This is a genomic window from Bacillus sp. P14.5, assembly GCF_003316765.1.
Lineage (GTDB): Bacteria > Bacillota > Bacilli > Bacillales > Bacillaceae_B > Rossellomorea.
In genome coordinates this window covers 14797-36325 of record NZ_NIJF01000013.1, presented here as the reverse complement: position 1 = coordinate 36325, position 21529 = coordinate 14797, and the positions used below count along the sequence as shown (strand labels likewise).

At 43.4% G+C, this 21529-nt stretch carries 18 protein-coding genes; 11 read left to right on the top strand and 7 right to left on the bottom strand.

The window, feature by feature from the left end; translation table 11 throughout:
• Positions 1-452 precede the first annotated feature (452 nt).
• The 4 genes from B9Z54_RS01210 to B9Z54_RS01195 all read right to left on the bottom strand — a co-directional run bounded on the left by B9Z54_RS01210 (position 453) and on the right by B9Z54_RS01195 (position 5768).
• Positions 453-1616 carry a MalY/PatB family protein gene (locus B9Z54_RS01210; RefSeq protein WP_113926717.1) on the bottom strand — a complete coding sequence of 388 codons (1164 nt, stop codon included), beginning with the start codon at positions 1614-1616 and terminating at the stop codon, positions 453-455.
• A gap of 374 nt (positions 1617-1990) precedes the next feature.
• Complete coding sequence (locus B9Z54_RS01205) at positions 1991-2878, bottom strand: alpha/beta fold hydrolase (protein ID WP_113926716.1); 888 nt, start codon at positions 2876-2878, stop codon at positions 1991-1993.
• A gap of 1012 nt (positions 2879-3890) precedes the next feature.
• A complete protein-coding gene (locus B9Z54_RS01200; protein WP_113926715.1) occupies positions 3891-4262 on the bottom strand; it encodes a helix-turn-helix domain-containing protein in 372 nt (123 codons plus the stop codon).
• Positions 4263-4418: 156 nt separating this feature from the next.
• A complete protein-coding gene (locus B9Z54_RS01195) occupies positions 4419-5768 on the bottom strand; it encodes a sodium-dependent transporter (RefSeq protein WP_240189755.1) in 1350 nt (449 codons plus the stop codon).
• A gap of 156 nt (positions 5769-5924) precedes the next feature.
• Between B9Z54_RS01195 and B9Z54_RS01190 the strand changes: the two genes are divergently transcribed.
• From B9Z54_RS01190 to B9Z54_RS01175, 4 genes are all read left to right on the top strand, one after another.
• Positions 5925-6482 carry an RNA polymerase sigma factor gene (locus tag B9Z54_RS01190; RefSeq protein ID WP_113926713.1) on the top strand — a complete coding sequence of 186 codons (558 nt, stop codon included), beginning with the start codon at positions 5925-5927 and terminating at the stop codon, positions 6480-6482.
• A complete protein-coding gene (locus B9Z54_RS01185; protein ID WP_113926712.1) occupies positions 6475-7710 on the top strand; it encodes a hypothetical protein in 1236 nt (411 codons plus the stop codon). The genes B9Z54_RS01190 and B9Z54_RS01185 overlap by 8 nt, the downstream gene beginning before the upstream one ends.
• A 246-nt stretch (positions 7711-7956) precedes the next feature.
• Positions 7957-8379: a S1 domain-containing post-transcriptional regulator GSP13 gene (gene yugI, locus B9Z54_RS01180; RefSeq protein ID WP_113926711.1), complete on the top strand. Its 423-nt coding sequence runs from the start codon at positions 7957-7959 to the stop codon at positions 8377-8379.
• A 344-nt stretch (positions 8380-8723) separates the two neighbouring features.
• The gene (locus B9Z54_RS01175) at positions 8724-9023 is read left to right on the top strand and encodes a hypothetical protein (protein WP_113926710.1); all 300 of its coding nucleotides are present in this window, start codon (positions 8724-8726) and stop codon (positions 9021-9023) included.
• Between the two features lie 149 nt (positions 9024-9172).
• On the opposite strand, the gene B9Z54_RS01170 is transcribed toward B9Z54_RS01175, so the two are convergent.
• Entirely contained in the window at positions 9173-10582 is a 1410-nt protein-coding gene (locus B9Z54_RS01170; protein WP_113926709.1) for a sigma-54 interaction domain-containing protein, read from the bottom strand.
• Positions 10583-10931: 349 nt separating this feature from the next.
• Between B9Z54_RS01170 and pruA the strand changes: the two genes are divergently transcribed.
• The 3 genes from pruA to B9Z54_RS01155 all read left to right on the top strand — a co-directional run bounded on the left by pruA (position 10932) and on the right by B9Z54_RS01155 (position 15612).
• The gene (pruA, locus tag B9Z54_RS01165) at positions 10932-12482 is read left to right on the top strand and encodes an L-glutamate gamma-semialdehyde dehydrogenase (RefSeq protein ID WP_113926708.1); all 1551 of its coding nucleotides are present in this window, start codon (positions 10932-10934) and stop codon (positions 12480-12482) included.
• 568 nt (positions 12483-13050) lie between these two features.
• On the top strand, positions 13051-14247 hold the full coding sequence (locus B9Z54_RS01160; protein WP_113926707.1) for an ornithine--oxo-acid transaminase: 1197 nt from the start codon (positions 13051-13053) through the stop codon (positions 14245-14247).
• A gap of 120 nt (positions 14248-14367) precedes the next feature.
• The gene (locus B9Z54_RS01155; protein ID WP_113926706.1) at positions 14368-15612 is read left to right on the top strand and encodes a Glu/Leu/Phe/Val family dehydrogenase; all 1245 of its coding nucleotides are present in this window, start codon (positions 14368-14370) and stop codon (positions 15610-15612) included.
• Here B9Z54_RS01155 and B9Z54_RS01150 read toward each other — a convergent pair.
• The gene (locus tag B9Z54_RS01150) at positions 15596-15928 is read right to left on the bottom strand and encodes a hypothetical protein (protein ID WP_162785042.1); all 333 of its coding nucleotides are present in this window, start codon (positions 15926-15928) and stop codon (positions 15596-15598) included. The genes B9Z54_RS01155 and B9Z54_RS01150 overlap by 17 nt on opposite strands.
• Before the next feature lie 17 nt (positions 15929-15945).
• Here B9Z54_RS01150 and B9Z54_RS01145 point away from each other — a divergent pair, with 17 nt between their 5' ends.
• Positions 15946-17346 (top strand): aldehyde dehydrogenase, encoded by a 1401-nt coding sequence (locus B9Z54_RS01145; RefSeq protein ID WP_113926704.1) that lies wholly within the window; start codon positions 15946-15948, stop codon positions 17344-17346.
• Between the two features lie 53 nt (positions 17347-17399).
• Here B9Z54_RS01145 and B9Z54_RS01140 read toward each other — a convergent pair whose 3' ends face one another.
• Positions 17400-17633: a DUF378 domain-containing protein gene (locus tag B9Z54_RS01140; RefSeq protein WP_006837125.1), complete on the bottom strand. Its 234-nt coding sequence runs from the start codon at positions 17631-17633 to the stop codon at positions 17400-17402.
• A 287-nt stretch (positions 17634-17920) separates the two neighbouring features.
• Here B9Z54_RS01140 and B9Z54_RS01135 point away from each other — a divergent pair, with 287 nt between their 5' ends.
• From B9Z54_RS01135 to B9Z54_RS01125, 3 genes are all read left to right on the top strand, one after another.
• Complete coding sequence (locus B9Z54_RS01135; RefSeq protein ID WP_113926703.1) at positions 17921-19084, top strand: iron-containing alcohol dehydrogenase; 1164 nt, start codon at positions 17921-17923, stop codon at positions 19082-19084.
• Between the two features lie 78 nt (positions 19085-19162).
• Positions 19163-19870, top strand: a complete 708-nt coding sequence (locus tag B9Z54_RS01130) for a GDSL-type esterase/lipase family protein (protein ID WP_113926702.1) — start codon at positions 19163-19165, stop codon at positions 19868-19870.
• Positions 19871-19971: 101 nt separating this feature from the next.
• Positions 19972-21321, top strand: a complete 1350-nt coding sequence (locus B9Z54_RS01125) for a glucose-6-phosphate isomerase (protein ID WP_113926701.1) — start codon at positions 19972-19974, stop codon at positions 21319-21321.
• Positions 21322-21529: the final 208 nt, after the last annotated feature.

The following is a 21529-nucleotide window of genomic DNA, read 5'->3' as shown; positions in this document are numbered from 1 at the left end:
GGAGTGGGTTTACCTGAATTGTAATGTGTATTTAAAGGCAGGTGCTATGCCAATCTAAACCACCAGTGAAATAAGGAAAGAAATTCCGTTTATTTAAGAAAGTAACACTTAAAATAGTTAAAATAAGCGGAATAATTTCCCTTATTTGCTTAAAAAATGCGAAAATGAGTCTTTTTTCTCTGCTTAAGCGGAAAAATTCCGCTTATCTACCCCAAATCGAGAGCTATTTCACAGCTTAAGCGGAAAAGTTCCGCCTATTTTAGATGTAACTGGTAACTCTATGAAGGAAAATGATCAAAGATGAAGTGGAGTGTCAGGAAACTAACTTTTTCCTATCATGAACAGAGCCTATTCATACCATGCGAAAAATTCTTTGGACCTCCGGCATAGCAAGTGGATTTCAAGTCCATCTAATAAAAACAGGCAAGGGTTCCTGCCCCTTGCTTGTTCCATCAGGATAAAGCCTTCTTCAATCTCTCTAATCCGTCCCTCAGTGTTTCTCTTGTACAGGCAATATTCATTCTGAAAAATCCCTCTCCGTCTTCTCCAAATTTACTGCCTGGTTCAAGGGCCAGCTTCCCTTTATTCAGGAGGAGATCCTGGAGTTCTGTTTCGGTTTTTCCAACCTTCCGGAAATCAAACCACAATAGATAAGTGGCTTCCGGATCCATTACGGAAAGCTCCGGTAGTTCTTTTTCCACAAAAGTTGTAACTTCTCTAATGTTTTCGGACAGATACGACAGCAGGCTGTCCAGCCAGGCGTCCCCATGCCGGTAAGCCGCTTCCATTCCGACGACCCCGAAAGTGTTCAGTGTGAAAATCCCTTGTTTCTGGTGTTCTTCAGCAACCTTTTCCCTGAGATCTTTATTCGGAATAATCATCGCTGAAGCTTGAAGTCCCGCGATATTAAAGGTTTTACTCGGGGCCGCAAGAGTAAGGGTGATTTCTTCAATTTCTTTTTCAAGTGAAGCGATAGGGATGTGCTTATTTGGCTTATGAACAAGATCTGCGTGGATCTCGTCTGAAATAATGAGGACATTGTACGTTTTACACAGTTCGGCCATTTTTAACAATTCATCCTTTGTCCAGACACGTCCGCCCGGGTTATGGGGGCTGCATAGCAAGAAAAGTTTGACTCCTTGTTTTAAGGCCTCTTCAAAGGCATGAAAGTCGACCGTGTACTGCCCATGTTTGATTATTAAAGGTGCTTTCCTCACTACTCGGCCATTACTTTCGGCAAGACTGAAAAAGGGGGTATATACTGGGGAGTGCATCAGGATACCGTCTCCTTCTTCGGTGAAAGCATTGATTATGGTGGCAATGGCGGGTACAATTCCGGAACTGTATAACAGAGAACTTTCCTTGACCGCCCAATTGTGCCGCTCTTTCATCCAGCTGCACACCGCTTTTCCAAGGGAATCACCGGTAAAAGTGTAGCCGAATACTCCGTGTTCGATTCGCTCATGGAGTGAATCCAGCACTTGCGGAGGAGGCGGGAAGTCCATATCAGCTACCCACATCGGAAGTACATCATCACGGCCGAAAACCGTCTTGGTTAAATCCCATTTAACTGATGAAGTGCCTTTGCGATCCGGCGAAAAATCAAAATTATGCATCCGTGTCACATCCTTCTTAAGTTTAGGCTGGTTATACCAACAGGCCGAATTACTGCAAGCAGTTGACATCATTTAGGCTCTGTCGTCTATGGAAAGCAGTGTTCAGCTCATATGTTAAAACAGAAAGCGGGAAGATAAAAAACATCTGCTTAAATATATCGAGCCTGAGCGACAAAAATACGTCATTAGGGAAAGAATCGTATGATAAGCCAGCATCAATCTTTATACATTGAATTAAAAATGAATTCAGCTGCTTGGAATCCAAGCAGCTGCCGGTCGTGGAGATATTTGAAATAAGATGTTGAAAGAGAGAAAAGCCATTCTTACTAGATTGAAAACCCATTGTATGATGGTTTTTTGATTCAAAGTAATTTTTAAGTGACAGGCAGAGTGTTTGAAAGCGGCTTCTGGCTTTTGGCTTCAGCCTTCTGTTCTTCATATTCCTGGTCTGTAAAAGAGCGTATATAGTTGAAAACATCTTCCGGTCGTTCTTCAGGTACCAGGTGACCAGTTTTTTCAAGAACGATCAATTTGGAATTCGGCAGGTCTTTATGGAGTCTCTTTCCTATGCTGAGAGGAACGACACGGTCATGTTTTCCCCATATCATCAGGCATGGAGTCTGTATCTTCTGAAGATCCTGCTGGCTTAAGTCACCTTCACGCTGGCGGATCATCCTTGTGAGCGCCCTGAAAATATCATCATCCAGGAAGGGCTTCAGATAGCCATACATCATTTCATCGTTAATCATCTTGCTATCATGGACAACATTCTCAAGGTTTTGGCGGACTCCCGATTTTGAAAGCCATAGTTTCACATAGACATGGAAAAAAGGAATATAGCTTAACATCATGACAGGCCAGTTCATTTTTTTTAGGTAGCCGGAGCTGCAAAGCAGAATTCCTTTTTCCACAAGATCAGGCTTCTGTTTCATGACATTGAGAGCGATCTGCCCTCCCATGGAATGCCCGATAAGATGGATTTTGTCTATTTCAAGCTTTTCCATAAGCAGGACAACCGTCTTGGCCAGGTTTTCATAGGAATAAATAAAATCAGTTTTCTTGCCGCTTTGACCAAAAGGCGGAAGGTCTACGGATATTACGTTGTATCGTTCCTTCAGCAGCGGAGTCAGATGCCGGAAGCTGAAAGTAGAAGAAAGAAATCCGTGAAGAAGTACAAACGTTTCACGTGCAGACGGATGGCGGTGGTGTTCGTAGAAAATCTCTGCTCCATTAATGGTTTCCTTGTAAGTGATATCATTCATTTTGCTCTCACTCCTGATAAGAATACGTACTTGTATCTTACCCTGCATGAGTAAAAAACACCATTAAATCTCAATATTGGAGTGTTGATTTAGATTGCATCTAAAGTTAGTGGGAGGGAGGCTCAGCTTTAGCGCTCAATTTGAAGTGACACCTTTTAATTCAACTTAACATTCATGTTATGTCGGGTGTCCGGCAGGTTTATAGGTTGGTCCAGCATATGAAAAATAGGGGGGGCTGGGGGGAGGGCACTGAAAAAGTTCAACAATAATTAAAAAGGCAGAACGGCTCACTTCCAAGAGTGATTCTTTTTCTCTTAGAGTCCAAAAAAGAGTATTGATTACAGTTGAAGATGTTCGACTCTGCTGGGATGGCGCACGAAGGAGTGGGCTTTATAACGGAAACCGCCTTCTTCTTGATTAAATATTCAGCGAAAAATAAGGGGAAATTTTCCTGCTAATTGCAAATTTCAGCTCATATTGAAGTAAATAGAGGGAGTTTTTCCCCTTATATGAAAAAAAGAACCTATTTTCTAGTGTTTTCGGTTCAAATAAGGGGAGATTTTCCCTCTATTTTAAGCTATTTTCAGTGCTTTTTAATAAATAAGGGGAATTTTTCCCTCTATTTATCAGGCTCTTTACGTAAACTTTGTTTTTAAAATAAATTTGGTAAGATCACGCCTAAATTCACCTTAAATATTCTGGTGAGCAAGAAAGAAAAGAATACTTACTCCAAGTAGAGAGAACACCTTTATATCCAACTCTTGAGATTTTTCCGAAAGCAAACAGCCATTTATTAAAATGGATTGAACCTTGCTGATAAGTGCCTCTGATTACTGTTCCTTTCTAAAATTTAGTAGATTTTCAGTGCCCTCGCCTGGGGGGACAAGCGTTTTTGAGCATAAAAAAAGGACGATATTCAATACCGTCCACAATCAAACAAAAGGGGGAATACTTAGAAAGCTTAGTAAAAGCATTGCCCCTTTCCATAACATTTATACATTGTAATTATAATTTATTCTACTGTTGAGCCGTATTTGATTTCATAGAGCATCTGCATTACACGCAGAAAGTCCTCTTCAGAGAATTCTTTTGCTTTTCGAAGGATAAGTTTTGCTTTTTTTGTGCCGATTTCATTTATCAATTGTTCAATTTCCTGATCGATCCCCTGAGGGTGATTTTCCAGAAGCTCTCTTTCCATCATTTCAGAAGCCGGAACATCAAGGACAGTGGAAAGCTTTAAAATGGTTTGTGTATCAGGGATTTGATTGCCGCTTTCGTATTTTTCAATTGTTTTCTTACCGAGCCTTGCCCGCATGGCTAATTCTTCTTGGCTGATATTCCGTTCTTCACGCAATAACCTTAAATTTTGACCAAAATGTGACATATAGATCCCTCCATCAAATTAACCTTTATACTATTATATTACCATGTGAGCGGTATTATCAGTCACATTATCATTGAACAAAATGTGAGGGATCTGCATTGCTCCTTAATGCTTCACCGCATCATAAGGGACAGTCTCTTATGGTACCTTAAAGGCTTAAAGTATGCCCATTGAATTAAGGAAGACGGCTATGATGGCGATGGGCACGATGAAGCGGATCAGGAAGTACAGCGTTTCAAAAAGGCCGTCCGACATGCCGGATCCTCTTTGAAGTTCTTCCTTCACATCGGATTTCTTCAGTACATAGGCGGTAAAGATACTGATCAGCAAGGCGCCAACCGGCAGACCGATATTGCTGGCGATGAAGTCGGCAAAGTCAAAAAACGGCAATCCGATAATCTGATAGTCGGTCAAGACTCCGAATGATAGAGCGCTTGGGATTCCTACAACAAACACGAGTGCGCCTGCGAACCATGCAGATTTTCCGCGTTTTCGAGGGTTTCCCTTTTCCATGACTGCCACAATGATTTCGAGAATCGAGAAAGCCGATGTCAGTGTAGCGAATAACAACAGTACGAGAAAAATGGTCAGGAACAGTCCCCCAAATGCAATTTCATTAAAAACAGCCGGGATGACTACAAAGACCAGCCCTGGTCCTACATCAGGCTCGAATCCAAGAGCAAAAACAGAAGGAAATATGACCAGCCCCGCCAATAAAGAGATAAGGATATTCAGTCCGGCGACACTGAAAGCTGAGTTGGGCATATTTTCTGTTTTAGGCAAATAGGAAGAATAAGTGACCATTACAGATATCCCCACACTCAGGGCAAAGAAGGATTGTCCCAGTGCAAGCAAAACTGTCTCAGATGTTAAATAGCTCCAATCCGGCTGCAATAAATAACGGACGCCTTCCATTGCCCCTTCCAAGGTCAGTGAACGGACAAGCAGAATAAGGAAAAGAACGAAAAGAGAAGGCATCATGAATTTACTGGCGCGCTCAATTCCCGTTTTTATCCCTCCTTTTACTACCAGGATCGTCATTATCATAAAGATCAACTGTGCCAGAAGAACTTCCCCTGGTTTACTTATAATACTCTCGAATAATGCCCCGTACTCTTCCTGGGACATGCCGGACAGACCTCCGGAAACACTTCGCGCCAGGTAAGAAAGAATCCATCCTCCCACCACACTGTAAAATGATAAAATAACCAATGAGATGAAAGTGCCGAAATAGCCGACCAGCGGCCACATTGAAGCAGGAGCAAGGGCACGGTAAGAGGTGACCGCATTTCCTCCGCCTCTTCTGCCTATGACAAATTCAGCAAGCAGGATCGGGGTTCCAATTAGAATAGTAAATAAGATAAAGAGCAAGAAGAATACCCCGCCTCCATTGGTACCGGCCATATAAGGGAATTTCCATATAGCGCCAAGTCCAATGGCAGATCCGGCTGCAGCAAGTATGAAGCCGATTTTTGATGACCATTGTTCACTTTTTTTCAAAGTAATTCTCTCCTTCCTCAAGATGATTTACCCATGTTACTATGATTTTCACTCAGTGTATAGACGATTTCTAATAATCAGATATATTTTCTCAGATAATGAAACAATTATTGGAAAACCTGCGTTACATAATTACAAATGAAAGGAAAAGGTGGGCGGAAAATGGAAAATGACTACTACATAAAGGAGGCTCAAAATGGCAATTTGTCTGCTTACAGTGAACTGGTTAAACGGTTTTCACCCGTTGTTGAACGGTTTGCCTTTCAATTGGGCGCATCAGCCAGGGACATTCAAGACATTTCTCAAGAGGTTTTTATAAGAGTTTATCGATTTTTACATCAATTTACTCATTCGAAGTTCACAACCTGGCTTTATAAAGTCACCCTTAATGTAACCCGGGATTTTATGAAAAAAGAAAATCGTCATCTTTTTAAAACGGAAAAGCTGGCAAAAGAACCGTCTCCCTCTCAAGAACTTCCAGAAGAAATGATTTTCAGGGAGGAAGAGGAAAGGCTTCTGCATGATTGCCTTCAAAAGCTTGATGAAAAATATCGCGTCCCCATTATTCTGCACTATTTTCATGATAAAAAATACGAAGAGATCCAGGACATCCTCTCGTTAAACCTTTCCACCGTAAAGACAAGGCTGCTGCGGGGGAAGAACCAGCTGAAAAAAGCTCTTATTCAAGAGGAAAAAAAGGTGGGGAAGAATCATGGATGATAAATCCTTTGAAAAACGGATGAAGAAGCTCAATGAAAGGTATGACAGCATGAGCCCTAAAACAGACGTATCCCGGGTGATACAAGAAATTGAAAAAGAGCATAACCCGAAAAGGGATAAACGGATTGTCATTCATTGGCCCTACGCGGCAAGCTTCATCGGTGTTCTGCTGATTGCCTCAATACTGCTAGTACAGATGATAGGAGGGGAAAGCGCCGGCCTGCTTGAATCAGGGGAGCAGGGGGAGCTGCCGGCTGCAGAGAGGGAAGAGCTGGCTGATGAAGTAGAGAGCCATTACAAAGTCCGCAGAATACAAGCGATTGGCATTCTGGGATTAACAGAAGAAGGGTTTCAGCTGACAGAAATGGGAAGTACTGCTGAAAATTATGTTTCATTCAATCTCCAAAGATTATCGGATGGAGACGTGAAGTCACAAGGCGTGGATTTCCTGGGAGAAGTGAAGGAAAGCCTGGATGATATGTTAAGAACTCCACAGCAAATTCTATTTGAAGTAAAAGGGGAAACACTCACCACTGAAGAAGCAGACCAGTGGGTGAAGGAGTACTTCAATGCCCATCGAGGGCTTATGCGAATATATGAAAATGAAATGCAGAAATACAGGCAAGAGTGGGAGAGAGAAGCTGCTGACGGCCAGCTTGAAAGCCGTGATATTTTAACTGACAGGAAAAACAGCTTCTCTGACGAACTGATTCAACTAGTTGAAGGAGCAACAGGCAATGGAATTTCTTTGACTTATTCAGATACCTCCCGCAGGTTCAGGGCAGACACTGATATGGAATACATTACTTTTGTTCTTTCGTCCGGGGAACTGCCTGAGGTATATTTGAACGTCCTTAAGCTTAAGAGTTTGCCGGGTAGCTTGAATGGAGGAGTCATTTCTACGAACTGGTCCAGCGCTGGGAAAAATCTTCTCCTTTATGAAGAAGTCCTGGCTGGTCTTCCGGAAGACTCTGAGTTCCGTGAAGAGTTCAAAATGGAATACACTGCTTTGCTGAGGATGTATACCAAGGGATCCACTGCACAACCTCTTTTTAATAAAAACGGAACGCTGAAAGAGGATATAAAAGAATCGTATGAAGAAATATTAGAGCTTCATGAACATTCTGAGACGGCAGTGCGAATCTTGCCTTACTATCAAAAATTAAAAGAAAATGACTTTGCAGAACCAGATAAGTGGAATGATTTCCACCTGCAAGATGAATTGTAGAAGCGGGATGAAAATATGCAGTTTTCTATGTTTTATCGTTTTTAAAACGGGAAAACCATACAGTAAGAAGCGGGTAATTTCTTATAGCAGATGAATGCATGGCGCCAGCAAGAGGACTTGCTCTTTGTTAAAAATAGTGAAACGAACCTAAAAATATAGAGAACTTTTGCGTAAGCTTGTCAACTGTGATATAATTTATAATTGCGTAAAAAGGAGAAAATTTATATATAATTAGGAGTTGTTCCCATGAGTACAAAATACGAAACAGGAAACGTTGTAACAGGTAAAGTAACAGGCATTCAGCCATACGGTGCATTTGTTGCTCTTGATGAAAATACACAAGGACTTGTTCATATTTCCGAAATCACACACGGATTCGTTAAAGATGTCAATGAGCATCTAAGTGTTGGAGATGAAGTCAATGTAAAAGTTTTATCAGTCGATGAAGCGGCAGGCAAAATCAGCCTTTCTATCCGCGCTACTGAAGAGCCGCCTGCAGAAGAGCCTAAAGCTGCAGCTGCTTCTGCTGCGAAAAAGCCTAAGCGTCGTCAAGGAAGTGTGAAACCGGCTGCAGCAGCTGAATCTGCTCCAACTGGATTCAACACTCTTAAAGACAAGCTTGAAGAGTGGATTGAGCAATCCGAGCGTGAAGACCTAATCAAAAAATAATGATTGATTGAGAACCAGCTGATACAGCTGGTTCTTTTTTGTGATGAAAAATTTCCGAGAGCCTCCAGAGTGAGTTTTTTTGGGTCAGGTGTTCCTCGTCGTCTTTCCGAGAGCCAGCAGAGGGCGATATTTGGGGTTCTGGTATCCTTCGTAGTCTTTCCGAGAGCCATCAGAGGACGATTTTTTAGATTCTGGTGTCCCTCGTCGTATTCCTGATAGCCACCAGAGCGCGGTCTTTTAGGCTCTGGTGTCCTTCGTCTCTAGAGGTTTCTGAAAACTGCGTTTTTAAAAGACGAAAAAAAGGGTATAGAGAAAAGAGACATAAATTGAAATGGAGGGTTACCATGAAAAAATCGACTAAGGGTCTGATCGTGGGATCACTGGTTTCAGCAGGAGGAGCAGCCCTGGCCACCGCAGCTATCAAGAAGAAGAAAGGTGATGATGCTGAAGTGATAGAGGATACGGATATGAGAAACAGCAAGAAGATAGATCAGAGGGAAAGCCCGGATGCAGATAAAGCGGACGAGGAAAAAGGTCTTACAGAGCTGGACCATGCTTATCGAGCTGAATGGTCAGCGAATGGATTTCCTCAGACTCACCAGGCAATGGAAGAGTTAAAAGAAGAAGGCGAAGACGACAAATAAGAATAATTCAGTCTTTTAGTAATCGATGGGCTTGCCAGGCGGACGCTGTCAGTGTATTGGCAGTTGATATGTCAGCAGGATAAAATATACCCTCGATCATCAAAAAAGCAGCGGGCCTAATCCGGCCGGCTGCTTTTCTTTGTCTCCCCTTAATCAGAACGTCCAATATCGAACTTCTTAATTCGATATTGAAGATTCTGCCTGCTCATCCCAAGGGCTTTTGCGGTTTTGGTGATGTTAAAATCATGATGTAAAAGAGCTTTTTGAAGATAATAGATTTCCGCTTCTGCCATGTATTCTTCCAGAGGTTTGATTTCTTTATCTCCGTCAAAGAGGAAGTCTTCTGCATTACTTTCCAATTTCTTTTCACTCGAGAGTTGGGTCCTTTGCCTGAAGTGGACCGGAAGTTGATTATATCCTATGACATCTTCGGATCCCATTAAATTAAAAGCCCCTTCTATGACATGCTCCAGTTCCCGGACATTTCCGGGCCAATCATAGTTTTTGAACCTTTCCTGAACTGAATCTTCCAGCCCTTTGATATCCATGCCGAAAAGTCCGTTATATCTCTCGATGAAAAAGTGAATGAATGAGTCTAAATCTTCTATTCGCTCTCGTAAAGGAGGGATGAAGATGGAAACGACACTAAGTTGATAATAAAGTTCTTTTTTGAGCCTGCCTTCAGAAATTGCATCGATGGGATCTTCATTGATTGTACAGATCAGCCTGCATTCGATCGGCCTGTCTGTGTCAGCACCAAGCCTGCAGGTCTTTTTCTCCTTCAATGCTTTCAGCAGCTTGGTTTGCAGCGCAAGGCTTAAACTGTTGATTTCATCAAGGATTAAAGTGCCGCTGCCTGCTTGTTCGAATAAGCCGGGGGTTTCTATAACCTCTCCGGCTTCCTTTTTGTGGACGCCGAATAAGATTTCCTCCATTACGGAGTCGGGAAGGGCTGAACAGTTCTGGTTGATGATGGCCTCCTTTGTGCGGGGACTGCCATTATGTATGCTTTGGGCAAAGAGTTCTTTACCTGTTCCTGTTTCACCGGCAATCAAAACAGGGGAAGAGGTCCTGGCAGCCCTTTTGCTGTTTTCCACGACTTCTTTAAATGCGTGATTTTTGCCAATTATATGATCAAATGTGTAGGTGGGTTCATCTTTTTTGGCACGGTTTTCACGAATGAGTTTTTCCAGCTTTGTGACATCCCTTGCGATTTCCATAGCACCGACTAGACTGTCTTCATGGAAAACCGGGTAAGTATTATTAATGGTGGTGATCTCGCTGCCCTTTACATTGAAATAAGTCTGCTTGACATTCAGTGCCGGGCTCCCGGTCCGAAGCACGTTCAATAATGTGCTTTCTTCGCCGTAATTGAATTGAAAGACTTCCAGAAGGTTCTTATCCAGCACATCCTCCACAGCCATTCCCTCTATATTCATCATTTTTCTATTGTAAATAATTGTTTTTCCTTCTGAGTTAATTACATGTACGCCAGCATCTATAGAGTCCAACACTTTTTCATAGAGATATATTAACTCCTGCATCCCGTTGCCGAGCATCTGGTTTCTCTCCTTTTTGTGTACTGCCTTTTGAAAAACTTCAAAAATTTATAAAAGAATCAGGTTTATAAGTTTGAAAGACCGATTCATAGTGTAATAGTGTAATGTGCAAGATAGTTTGTCAGCAAGCGTAAAAGCCTGCCCCTGTTTGAATGGGAATCCACCTTAATACATAGGGAATTCAGTATTTTTTAAAGAATAATAAAAAAATAAAGCAAAAAGCTTGAAAAACGCAACTATCTTTTGCATTATTATATATGTAAGGGTTTTCTGAATGCAAATATTTTTTGCTTTTCTGAACCTTCTATATAATTAAACTACTAAATTTCTATTTTAGATAAAGGGGGAAATGAAATTGATTCCGTACAAACATGAACCATTTACAGATTTTTCGAATGAAGAAAATCAAAAAGCTTTTAAAGAGGGCCTTAAACTGGTCGACAGCTATCTTGGGCAGGACTATCCGTTAACAATCGGCGGAGAAAAAATTACGACTGAAGATAAGATCGTCTCTTATAACCCGGCTAACAAAGAGCAGGTTGTCGGACGTGTTTCCAAAGCAAGCCGTGAATTGGCTGAAAAAGCGATGAATGAAGCTTACGAAACATTCCAGACATGGAGAAAAGTAAAGCCGGAAACACGTGCAGACATCCTGTTCAAGGCTGCTGCCATTGTACGCCGCCGCAAGCACGAATTCTCGGCAATCCTGGTAAGAGAAGCAGGAAAGCCTTGGAATGAAGCTGATGCGGACACAGCTGAAGCAATTGACTTCATGGAATACTACGGCCGCCAGATGCTGCGCATCGCAGAAGGCTTCAAAGTAGAAAGCCGCCCTGGCGAATACAATCAATTCAACTACATTCCACTGGGAGTAGGTGTAGTCATTTCCCCTTGGAACTTTGCATTCGCAATAATGGCAGGTACAGCGGTAGCGGCAATTGTATCCGGTAATACTGTACTTCTGAAGCCGGCCTCAACGACTCCTGTTGTTGCAGCTAAGTTCATTGAAGTTCTTGAAGAAGCAGGCCTTCCTAAAGGTGTTATCAACTTCATTCCTGGCAGCGGGTCTGAAATGGGTGATTATATTGTGGATCATCCGAAAACACGCTTCGTATCGTTCACAGGCTCACGCGATGTAGGAACTCGCATTTATGAGCGTGCCTCTAAAGTGAACCCTGGCCAAATCTGGCTTAAGCGTGTCATCGCTGAAATGGGCGGTAAAGATACAATCGTTGTTGATAAAGAAGCAGACCTTGAATTGGCTGCAAAATCAATCGTGGCTTCCGCATTTGGATTCTCAGGGCAGAAATGTTCTGCATGTTCCCGTGCAATTATCGTTGAGGATGTTTACGATAGAGTCCTTGAGCGTGCCGTTGAACTGACTAAGGAATTGACACTTGGAGATACAACAGACCGCGAAACTTTCATGGGTCCTGTTAATGACCAGGCTGCTTTCGACAAGATCATGAGCTACATCGAAATCGGTAAAGAAGAAGGCGAATTGATGATCGGAGGAGAAGGAGACGACTCCAAAGGTTACTTCATCAAGCCGACAATCTTCGCTCACGTTGATCCGGAAGCGCGCATTATGAAAGAAGAAATCTTCGGACCTGTTGTTGCTTTCTCAAAGGCAAAAGACTTTAACCATGCCATCGAAGTAGCGAACAATACAGACTACGGCTTGACTGGCGCTGTCATCACCAATAATCGTGCGCACATCGAACAGGCGCGTGAAGATTTCCATGTCGGAAACCTTTACTTCAACCGTGGATGTACAGGAGCTATCGTTGGGTATCAGCCATTCGGCGGATTCAACATGTCAGGTACCGATTCTAAAGCAGGCGGACCAGACTACCTGCTTCTTCACATGCAAGCAAAAACAACATCAGAAATGCTATAAGTTAGACAATATAATGGAGCCTTCAAGTGGAGGCTCCATTGATTATAAATAGACATATTTTTGCTGGATCATACTTACTGATGTCTGCTATTGCAGCTCCATTTCCACTCCTTAAGGTAAAGTTGAATGGAGAAGAAACACACTCCTCTTTACTTATTTAACAGAGAAGTTTTTTCTAAGACATTGTTACAATAAGCACGATAAGCAATCATCTTCCTTTTATAAGGGGATTGGAGCGGAAGGCGTGCGACCTCCAGCGGGACTAGCGGGACAGGTGAGACCCCGCAGGCAAATCCAGCTCTAGCGGCCAGCGACTAGCAGATTTCGGTCTCTCTCCTTGCGATAAGTCATCATCGAATCGCTAACGCTCTTCGTGATTCCTTTATCTCATACGAGAGCTCTAAAATCTGTACGTCGCTGAACGGCCGCTTCCGCTTTTTATGAAGCCAAGGAGGCTCAACGCCCGCCCCGCGGAGTCGTACGCCTGGAGCGGAAATCCAATATTTTAACTCAGTCACATTCTATAAAAAAGAACTTACTAAAATTAATTGATCAGGAGGAAGATAAAATGTCCAGAAACTCTCAATCTATCATTGATCAAACACAAGAATATGGTGCAAACAACTATCATCCGCTTCCAATCGTCATCTCTGAAGCGGAAGGTGTATGGGTGAAGGATCCTGAAGGAAACAAATACATGGATATGCTTAGCGCATACTCAGCGGTTAACCAGGGACACCGCCATCCGAAAATCATCAAGGCACTTAAAGATCAAGCAGACCGTGTGACGCTGACTTCTCGTGCTTTCCATAATGACCAGCTTGGACCTTGGTATGAAAAAATCTGCAAACTGACTAATAAAGATATGGCACTTCCAATGAATACAGGGGCTGAAGCAGTTGAAACAGCAATCAAAACTGCACGCCGCTGGGCTTACGATAAGAAAGGCGTAGCGGAAAATCAAGCAGAGATCATCGCTTGTGTAGGAAACTTCCACGGCCGTACAATGTCTGCTGTTTCCCTTTCTTCTGAAGAAGAATACAAGAGAGGATTCGGCCCGATGCTTCCAGGAATCAACCTGGTACCGTACGGAGACATCGATGCATTGAAAGAAGCCATCACACCGAATACAGCTGCATTCTTGATTGAACCGATTCAAGGGGAAGCGGGAATCGTCATCCCTCCTGAAGGATTCTTGAAAGCAGCATATGAACTGTGTAAAGAAAACAATGTCTTGTTCATAGCGGATGAAATCCAGGCAGGCCTTGCGCGTACTGGTAAAATGTTTGCCTGTGAATGGGAAGACGTAGAACCGGATATGTACATTCTTGGTAAAGCGCTTGGCGGCGGTGTTTTCCCAATCTCCTGTGTTGTGGCTGACAACGAAGTCTTGGGTGTATTCAATCCAGGTTCCCATGGTTCGACATTTGGAGGAAACCCGATGGCATGTGCCGTATCGGTTGCTTCACTGGAAGTGCTGGAAGACGAAAAACTTTCCGAGCGTTCCCTTGAACTGGGAGAGTATTTCATGAACAAACTGAGGGAGATTGACAACCCTAAAATCAAAGAGGTCCGAGGAAGAGGCTTATTCATCGGAGTTGAACTGACTGAACCAGCCCGCGGCTACTGTGAGCAACTGAAAGAAGAAGGCCTGTTGTGCAAAGAAACCCATGAAACAGTCATCAGATTCGCTCCTCCGTTAATCATCAGCCAGGAAGACCTTGACTGGGCGATTGAGCGCATTCAAAAAGTCCTTTCGAAATAAGGGGATTGAATAGAGCCCCAGGGATTTGTCCAGCATTAGAAGAAATATTCTAAGAAATCATAAGGTTGTATGTTACAATAACAACGGTTTAGACTACACAATAAAGAGGCGAATTTTTCAATGGGAGAAAACCTGAATCTGTTTACATCTACTCAACACGTCATCAACGATGCTCTTGGCAAGCTTGGCTATAACGAAGAAATGTTCGAGCTGTTGAAAGAGCCGATTCGTATGCTGACTGTACGTATCCCTGTACGTATGGATGATGGAAGCATTAAAGTTTTTACAGGTTACAGAGCTCAGCACAATGATGCAGTCGGTCCTACCAAAGGCGGCGTGCGTTTCCATCCTGAAGTGGATGAAGAAGAAGTAAAGGCATTATCGATGTGGATGAGTTTGAAATGCGGAATTGTCGATCTGCCATATGGCGGGGGAAAAGGCGGTATCGTTTGTGACCCTAGAACGATGTCATTCACGGAGCTGGAAAAACTCAGCCGCGGTTACGTCCGGGCAATCAGCCAAATTGTCGGCCCGACCAAAGACATCCCGGCCCCTGATGTTTATACGAATTCACAGATCATGGCTTGGATGATGGATGAATACAGCCGTCTGCGGGAAAATGATTCCCCCGGCTTCATCACAGGAAAGCCATTGGTCCTGGGCGGATCGCAGGGACGTGAAAAGGCAACAGCACAAGGTGTCACCATCTGCATCGAGGAAGCCGCAAAGAAAAAAGGTATCGATATTAAAGGAGCCAGGGTTGTCGTGCAGGGCTTCGGGAATGCCGGAAGCTTTCTGGCGAAATTCATGCATGACGCTGGTGCAAAAGTGATAGCGATATCTGACGCGCATGGAGCACTTCATGACCCTAAAGGCCTGGATATAGATTATCTGTTAGATCGCCGTGACAGCTTTGGAACCGTGACTACGTTATTTGATAACACAATCTCTAATCAGGAATTATTGGAACTGGATTGCGACATTCTCGTGCCTGCGGCCATCTCCAATCAAATCACTGAAAACAATGCTCATAAAATTAAAGCTTCCATCGTTGTTGAAGCAGCAAATGGCCCGACAACATTTGAAGCGACAAGAATTCTATCAGAGAGGGACGTCCTCCTGGTGCCGGATGTATTGGCGAGTGCCGGCGGAGTAACGGTTTCATACTTTGAATGGGTACAGAATAACCAAGGTTATTACTGGACAGAAGAAGAAGTAAATGAAAAACTTCACACCAAGCTTGTTGATGCGTTCAATAACGTTTATGAAACGTCTATGAACCGACGCGTCAACATGCGCTTGGCAGCCTACATGGTGGGAGCCCGCAAGATGGCGGAAGCTTCCAGGTTCAGAGGCTGGGTTTAATGAAATGCCGATCAGGTTTTGTGCCTGGTCGGTTTTTTTTATGATCCGAATTGTCGTAAAATGTCGTTTGGCCGATAAATAGGTGTTTTTCGCCGAAAAATAAAAATAACACCGATAAATATAAGAAACCGCTGATAAAAGAGTCGTATCCGTCGAAAAACCCTCCTTTGCCGCCGATACCATGCCCGTAAGCTGTGACGGACCCATGCATTTTCCATTTCGCTGCCGGATAATCTCTTGGGTTTGAAGAGCGGGACAACCAACGTTTAGAAGTAAATACTCGGGTAAAGGTATATAATGATACTAAATCACTCAATCCAAGGAGAGTTGTAAATGAGCGGGATGACCATACCAGAGAAATCAAAAGAAGAAGTGACGGCTGCAGTAGAACTTCAAAAGCACTATTATGCGTCAGGGAAAACAAGGCCGCTGGAAGCAAGGAAAGCACACCTCAAGAAATTAGGGGAAGTGCTTCGCGAAAATGAATCGAGGATTTTGAAAGCTTTACATGATGATTTGAATAAATCTGAAAGAGAAGCCTACACGACTGAAATAGGAATCCTGCTTGAAGAAATCAGTTTTACATTGAAAAATCTTGACTCATGGGCAAAGCCGAAAAAAGTGAAAACAGCAATGACCCATATTGGATCAAAAGGGTACCGCATACCGGAACCGTATGGCGTTTCTTTAATCATCGCACCTTGGAATTACCCGATCCAACTGGCGATTTCTCCATTAATAGGAGCTTTGGCAGCGGGGAACACAGCGATTATGAAACCATCCGAAATTACTCCGAATACCTCCAGGGTTCTGGTTGAACTCTTTGAGGGACGTTTTGAAAAAGGGCTGATACATGTTCTGGAGGGTGGAGTTGAAACGAATCAGCTTCTCTTGGACCAGGCGTTCGATTATATTTTTTTCACAGGAAGTGTTCCTGTTGGGAAAATTGTAATGGAAGCTGCTTCGAAGCGTTTGATTCCTGTCACGCTTGAATTGGGAGGTAAAAGCCCGTGCATTGTCCATGAGGATGCTGATCTGTCTCTCGCGGCGAAGCGGGTGGCATTTGGAAAGCTGGCTAACTCTGGGCAGACCTGCATAGCCCCGGATTACCTGTTCGTCCATGAAAATGTGGAAGCCTCATTCATTGAAGAGTATAAAAAAGCGGTTCATGAGTTCTATGGAGATGACCCTTTCCAAAGTGACCAGTATGGAAAAGTAGTGAACGAGCGCCACTATTCTCGTTTGAAAAGCTATTTAAGCGATGGAGAAGTGATATACGGCGGGCGATTCAGTGACGAATCTCTCCAGATTCAACCTACCCTGCTGAAGCCCCGTTCAACAGAAGTATCTGTAATGACTGAAGAGATTTTCGGTCCAGTATTCCCTGTGCTTACCTATGGAAGTTTGGAAGAGGTCAAGACTTTTATTACAAGCAGGCCCAAGCCGCTTGCTCTTTACTTGTTCACTGGAAATTCAGAAGTGGAAAGAGATATAACTGAAAAGCTTTCCTTTGGAGGCGGCTGCATCAATGACACGCTCATGCATATCGCGACTCCGCACCTTCCTTTTGGAGGCGTAGGGGAAAGCGGGATAGGCAGCTATCACGGCGAGAGCAGCTTCTCGACTTTTTCCCATTATAAAAGTGTCCTGAAGCAAACGACGCTTTTCGATTTTTCCTTTAAATACCCGAATGCAAAAAATGGGTTGAAGATACTGCGGAGGCTGCTTAAATAGAAACAAACCAAAAAAAGACAAACTCACGTTGCGTGAGTTTGTCTTTTGTCATTTTATCGAGTTGGACGGGCTTCAGGAGAGTGCTCTGCTTCTTCAGAAGGAGCAAACAGAAGACCGATATTGATTAAGCCGGCGATACCGACCAAACCATAAACCAGACGTGCAAGTGCTGAATCTTGTCCACCGAAGATAGCGGCAACAAGGTCGAATTGGAAGAACCCTACAAGTCCCCAGTTGATAGCTCCTATGATAGTAAGGACCAGTGCGATGCGTTGAATTGTACTCATGTTGTTACCTCCTTATTGAATAGGGTGCCGGTTACGATTAAAAGTAGACTCGGCACTTTTTATTTAATGTTTCACTCATAGCTTGTTGTTTTTTCCGTTTTATTATGCATCCTTCAAAAAAATATCGCTGTGCATTTTCTTTGCAATAAGGGAACATTATATTCGATAATAAAGGGAAGGTAAGGAGAGCCCGGGCTTTTACATATGGGAATGCCCTTATTTGCAAGAATGGAATGCAATTGCAGAACAATTACAGATGCAGCATAGTAAATAGAGGAGGTAACAAAATGAACAGTTTTGCTTTTTATAATCCGACCAAGTTGATTTTCGGTAAAGATGAAGTGGAAAAAATCAAGGAAGAAATTCCGCAATATGGGAAAAAGGTTCTGCTTGTCTATGGAGGCGGAAGCATCAAGCGCAATGGCCTTTACGATAAAGTAACAAATCTGCTGAAAGAAATAGGGGCAGAGGTTCATGAACTTTCCGGAGTGGAACCGAATCCGCGTATTTCCACTGTAAGAAGAGGAGTGGAAATCTGTAAGAACGAAGGCATTGAGGTATTGCTGGCAGTAGGCGGCGGAAGTGTCATCGACTGCACCAAGGCGGTTGCGGCTGGAGCAAAGTATGATGGCGACGCTTGGGATCTTGTGACAAAGAAGGCAGCAGCTGAAGAAGCCCTTCCGTTTGGAACCGTCCTTACATTGGCTGCGACGGGATCGGAAATGAACGCAGGTTCCGTCATTACGAATTGGGAAACTCATGAGAAATATGGCTGGGGCAGTCCGGCTGTTTTCCCTAAATTCTCGATTCTTGATCCACAGAACACTTTTACAGTGCCAAAAGACCAAACCATTTATGGGATGGTCGATATGATGTCACATGTCTTTGAGCAATATTTCCATAATGCGACACACACTCCTTTGCAGGACAGATTATGTGAATCTACGTTAAAAACAGTAATTGAAACGGCTCCACAGCTTCTTGAAAACCTGGAAAGCTATGAGCACAGGGAAACCATCCTTTACTCTGGTACGATTGCGCTGAACGGAATGCTGCAAATGGGCTATCGCGGTGACTGGGCTACTCACAATATCGAGCATGCGGTATCAGCTGTCTACGATATTCCACATGCAGGCGGACTGGCAATTCTTTTCCCTAATTGGATGAGGCATAATATTGATGTCAACCCAGCTCGTTTTGCACAAATGGCTGTTCGTGTTTTCGATGTGAATCCTGAGGGTAAAACAGATAAAGAAATCGGTTTGGAAGGAATCGATAAGCTGTCCGAATTCTGGAGCAGCCTCGGAGCTCCTTCAAAGCTTGCCGATTACGACATCAATGACGAAAACATCGATGTAATGGCGGACAAAGCAATGGCCAACGGAGAATTCGGTAATTTTAGTTCCTTGAAACATGAGGATGTAAAAGCTATCTTGAAAGCTTCACTATAACATTTACTTTGGGACTGTCCTTTAACGGGTACAGTCCCCTTTGTTCATCTTTGTCCCCCTTACAGGAAAGGAACTTTTATGAAAAGAACACTTTACGCAATAGTGGGTATTATAGCGGCTTCTGCTCTCATTGGCTGGGCACACTATGAATCAAAGGAGAAGACAATCGCTGCGTTTGGGGATTCTCTGACATATGGCTTTGGTGATAAGGGGAATGAAGGGTATGTTGATAAACTGGAATCCGTCCTTAACCAAAAATACGAAACAGGACCGATTGAGATTGCAAACTATGGGATTGTCGGCCAGGAAACCAACGGAGTACTGAATCAGCTTGAGAACCCGGAAACCAGGGAAGAAGCCAGTGAAGCGGATGGAATGATTGTTTTCATCGGAACAAATGATTTGATCAACAGCAATGGAGGGGACCTGCATCCTCTGCAAGAAAAGAAAATCCGCGAAGGGAAGGAAGACTACCATAAGAACCTGACTTCGGTATTGGATACATTGAGGAAAGAAAATCATTCAGCGCCCATACACTTGATCGGCCTGTATAATCCTTATCCAGGTAATAAGGAGATCCAGGTGCAAATTGACGAGTGGAACGATTTAAACAAGAAGATTGCAGCAGATTATGAAGGCATCAATTTCATCCCATTGGATGGAGTCTTTAAAAACAAGTCAAAAGAAGAATATTTCAGCGATTCCCTTCATCCAAATGAAAAGGGATATAAGCTGATTGCATGGAGGATTCTGAAGGATTCGAGGCTATTTAGTGAAAGTTTATAGAAAAAACATTTGGTATCGCTTTCACATCAGGTCCTTTCTTGATTATCATCCCGGCTTTCGATAAAGTGGATTAAGGAATAATTTAATAGGAGGTAATGGATATGACACATGTACGCTTTGATTATTCAAAAGCACTTTCCTTTTTTGGTGAACATGAACTTACATATTTGAAAGATGCTGTGAAAACGGCGCACCACTCTTTACACGAAGGAACAGGTGCAGGAAGTGATTTTCTTGGCTGGGTAGACCTTCCGGAAAGCTATGATAAAGAAGAATTTTCCCGCATTCAGAAAGCTTCTGAAAAAATTAAAAACGACTCTGATGTCCTTCTTGTTATTGGAATCGGCGGTTCGTATTTAGGAGCGAGAGCAGCGCTTGAAATGCTGAATCACAGCTTCTATAATGCGCTTTCCGGTGAACAGCGCAAAACGCCTCAAGTCCTGTTTCTAGGAAACAATATCAGCTCCACGTATATGACAGATTTGATGGACCTTCTTGAAAATAAGGACTTCTCCATCAATGTCATTTCTAAGTCAGGGACAACAACGGAGCCTGCGATCGCATTCCGTATCTTCCGCAAGAAACTGGAAGAGAAGTACGGTGCCGAGGAAGCGAAAAAACGCATCTATGCAACAACAGATAAGGCAAAAGGCGCTCTTAAGACATTGGCAAACGACGAAGGATACGAAACTTTCGTGGTTCCTGATGATGTAGGCGGACGCTATTCTGTTCTTACAGCGGTAGGACTTCTGCCAATCGCCGTAAGTGGAATCGATATCGAGGCCATGATGAAAGGTGCAGCTGCGGCTCGCCAGGACTTCAGTACAGAAAACCTTGAAGAGAATCCTGCCTACCAATATGCGGCAGTTAGAAACGTCCTTTATAACAAAGGTAAAACAATTGAAATGTTAATCAACTATGAGCCGGGGCTTCAATACTTCTCTGAGTGGTGGAAGCAGCTGTTCGGCGAAAGTGAAGGAAAAGACCAAAAAGGTATCTTCCCTGCATCAGCTAACTTCTCTACTGATCTTCACTCCATGGGGCAGTATGTCCAGGAAGGAAGAAGAGACTTGTTCGAAACGGTCATCAAGGTTTCAGAACCGCGCCATGAACTGACTATCGAAGAAGCGGACAGCGATCTTGACGGCTTGAACTACCTGGCCGGCGAAACAGTCGACTTTGTGAACAACAAAGCATTCCAAGGAACATTGCTTGCCCATACAGACGGCGGCGTGCCGAACCTGATTGTCGAGATCCCTGCGATGGATGCCTACACATTCGGGTACCTGGTATACTTCTTTGAAAAGGCATGCGCTATCAGCGGCTACCTGCTAGGAGTCAACCCATTCGACCAGCCTGGAGTAGAGGCATATAAAGTGAATATGTTTGCTCTATTAGGTAAACCGGGCTTTGAAGAAAAGAAAGCTGAGCTTGAGAAGCGTTTGAAATAGGTTTTAGGAGATGCTGGCATCCAATTGGATGTCAGCTTTTTTGTTTAAAACCTTTATTACTTTGTAGCAGGATTTGCTGCGTAATGAGATTTTTTTAAATGGCTCTCTTCACAAAGATTGTGGTTATTAAGAAGTAATGGATTTCCGCTCCAGGCGGACGACTCCGCGGGGCGGGCGGTGAACTAAAAAGCGAAAGCGGCCGCTCAGC

What these genes read in the sequence shown, in the direction of transcription:
- B9Z54_RS01210 (WP_113926717.1), bottom strand. Translation starts at nt 1,616, where the DNA reads ATGCATAATTTTGATTTTTCGCCGGATCGCAAAGGCACTTCATCAGTT.
- B9Z54_RS01205 (WP_113926716.1), bottom strand. Translation starts at nt 2,878, where the DNA reads ATGAATGATATCACTTACAAGGAAACCATTAATGGAGCAGAGATTTTC.
- B9Z54_RS01200 (WP_113926715.1), bottom strand. Translation starts at nt 4,262, where the DNA reads ATGTCACATTTTGGTCAAAATTTAAGGTTATTGCGTGAAGAACGGAAT.
- B9Z54_RS01190 (WP_113926713.1), top strand. Translation starts at nt 5,925, where the DNA reads ATGGAAAATGACTACTACATAAAGGAGGCTCAAAATGGCAATTTGTCT.
- B9Z54_RS01185 (WP_113926712.1), top strand. Translation starts at nt 6,475, where the DNA reads ATGGATGATAAATCCTTTGAAAAACGGATGAAGAAGCTCAATGAAAGG.
- yugI (WP_113926711.1), top strand. Translation starts at nt 7,957, where the DNA reads ATGAGTACAAAATACGAAACAGGAAACGTTGTAACAGGTAAAGTAACA.
- B9Z54_RS01175 (WP_113926710.1), top strand. Translation starts at nt 8,724, where the DNA reads ATGAAAAAATCGACTAAGGGTCTGATCGTGGGATCACTGGTTTCAGCA.
- B9Z54_RS01170 (WP_113926709.1), bottom strand. Translation starts at nt 10,582, where the DNA reads ATGCTCGGCAACGGGATGCAGGAGTTAATATATCTCTATGAAAAAGTG.
- pruA (WP_113926708.1), top strand. Translation starts at nt 10,932, where the DNA reads ATGAAATTGATTCCGTACAAACATGAACCATTTACAGATTTTTCGAAT.
- B9Z54_RS01160 (WP_113926707.1), top strand. Translation starts at nt 13,051, where the DNA reads ATGTCCAGAAACTCTCAATCTATCATTGATCAAACACAAGAATATGGT.
- B9Z54_RS01155 (WP_113926706.1), top strand. Translation starts at nt 14,368, where the DNA reads ATGGGAGAAAACCTGAATCTGTTTACATCTACTCAACACGTCATCAAC.
- B9Z54_RS01145 (WP_113926704.1), top strand. Translation starts at nt 15,946, where the DNA reads ATGAGCGGGATGACCATACCAGAGAAATCAAAAGAAGAAGTGACGGCT.
- B9Z54_RS01140 (WP_006837125.1), bottom strand. Translation starts at nt 17,633, where the DNA reads ATGAGTACAATTCAACGCATCGCACTGGTCCTTACTATCATAGGAGCT.
- B9Z54_RS01135 (WP_113926703.1), top strand. Translation starts at nt 17,921, where the DNA reads ATGAACAGTTTTGCTTTTTATAATCCGACCAAGTTGATTTTCGGTAAA.
- B9Z54_RS01130 (WP_113926702.1), top strand. Translation starts at nt 19,163, where the DNA reads ATGAAAAGAACACTTTACGCAATAGTGGGTATTATAGCGGCTTCTGCT.
- B9Z54_RS01125 (WP_113926701.1), top strand. Translation starts at nt 19,972, where the DNA reads ATGACACATGTACGCTTTGATTATTCAAAAGCACTTTCCTTTTTTGGT.